This is a genomic window from Psychroflexus sp. MES1-P1E, from assembly GCF_002836055.1.
Lineage (GTDB): Bacteria > Bacteroidota > Bacteroidia > Flavobacteriales > Flavobacteriaceae > Psychroflexus.
In genome coordinates, this window is sequence record NZ_PJBS01000293.1 from 1 (window position 1) to 1,221 (window position 1,221).

The 1,221-nt window shown below is 29.2% G+C and carries 2 protein-coding genes; both read right to left on the bottom strand.

Going from position 1 to position 1,221, the window contains the following annotated elements:
- A partial coding sequence (locus CXF67_RS09855; protein WP_145990455.1) for a DMT family transporter occupies nt 1-460 on the bottom strand: 460 nt, incomplete at its 3' end.
- Nucleotides 461-675: 215 nt separating this feature from the next.
- Nucleotides 676-1,035: a cupin domain-containing protein gene (locus CXF67_RS09860; RefSeq protein WP_102088592.1), complete on the bottom strand. Its 360-nt coding sequence runs from the start codon at nt 1,033-1,035 to the stop codon at nt 676-678.
- Nucleotides 1,036-1,221: the final 186 nt, after the last annotated feature.

Consider the following 1,221-nt stretch of genomic DNA (forward strand, 5'->3'; position numbering starts at 1 on the left):
TTAAACTGGCTTTTGACTCTTTAAGTATAGGAATAGTTGCTATTAAAAGACCTCCAAAACAAATTAAAAAACCAATTATTTCATATTTAGAAACTTTCCTTTTCAAAAAAAGAACGGAAAATAATATTATTAATATTGGGTTAATAGAAATGAATAGATTCATTAATCCAGCTGATACAAATTCTATTGCTGCGAATAAACAACCGAGATAAATAGTTATGTTTAGTAATCCGAATATTGTAATTTTTAACCATTCAGATTTAGATGGTAGTTTTTCACTTGAAAAAATTTGAAGAACTGTGACCATTAATAGACCTGCTATTAAAAATCTAATTACCGCTAACGTTAATGGCGAAGATGAATTTATGCCGATTTTCATAGCAATTGCAGCAGAAGCCCAAAGCAAAGCAAAGAATATTCCAGTTGTATTTTCTTTTTGTCGTATAGTTAATATTTGCATTTATTTTATCTGGTTATTTTCGCCTTACTGATTTTTTTCAAATTGTGCCTGACGTGTATGTATATGATTTGTTGCGTATTTTAAGCACTTAATTTAGCAAATACAAACCGAATATAAAATCCGAAAGGATTTTCGTAAATAGGCAAGAACTAGCAATAAATTATATACTTTGTTAGCTACAGTTTTTTCTCAGAAGTAACTACTTTAAGTCCTATTCAGTAAGATTGTTCTTGGATTGATTTGGTTATGGAAGACTTAACTTCTCCTGTATGCTTTGTTGTTTTAGTCTCTATTAACATAATTGAACATTCGTCTATTGAAGAAACTCTATGGTTAATTCCTTTTGGAACTAACAACATATCTCCAGTTTTCATAGTCCTATTAGTTTCATTTTCGACTTCCATTAAAAGTTCACCTTCTATTATGTAAAATAGTTCATCCTCATTTTCGTGATTATGCCAAGGAACTTCTTGGCCTTTGATCTTGGCAATTTTCACATACTGGTTATTAACTTCTGTAACTATTTTTGGAGTGAAGTAATCTTTAACGTCTTCTAATTGTTCTTTTAGATTCATTTGATTTCGTTTTATAATTGCAGCTAACGGACGTGTGTATTGTTTGTGCGTTTTATTAAAGTGCTAAGATAGAAAATTAATTTTAAAAAATACCGTAAGGTCTTTTTTTTGGTTTATAGAAATTAATCACACTATCCAAAGCTTCATCGGTATCTTTATGGATAAAATCAGATTGATAATTTAAAG

Coding starts and splice junctions, on each gene's coding strand:
- CXF67_RS09860 (WP_102088592.1), bottom strand. CDS start 1,035: ATGAATCTAAAAGAACAATTAGAAGACGTTAAAGATTACTTCACTCCA.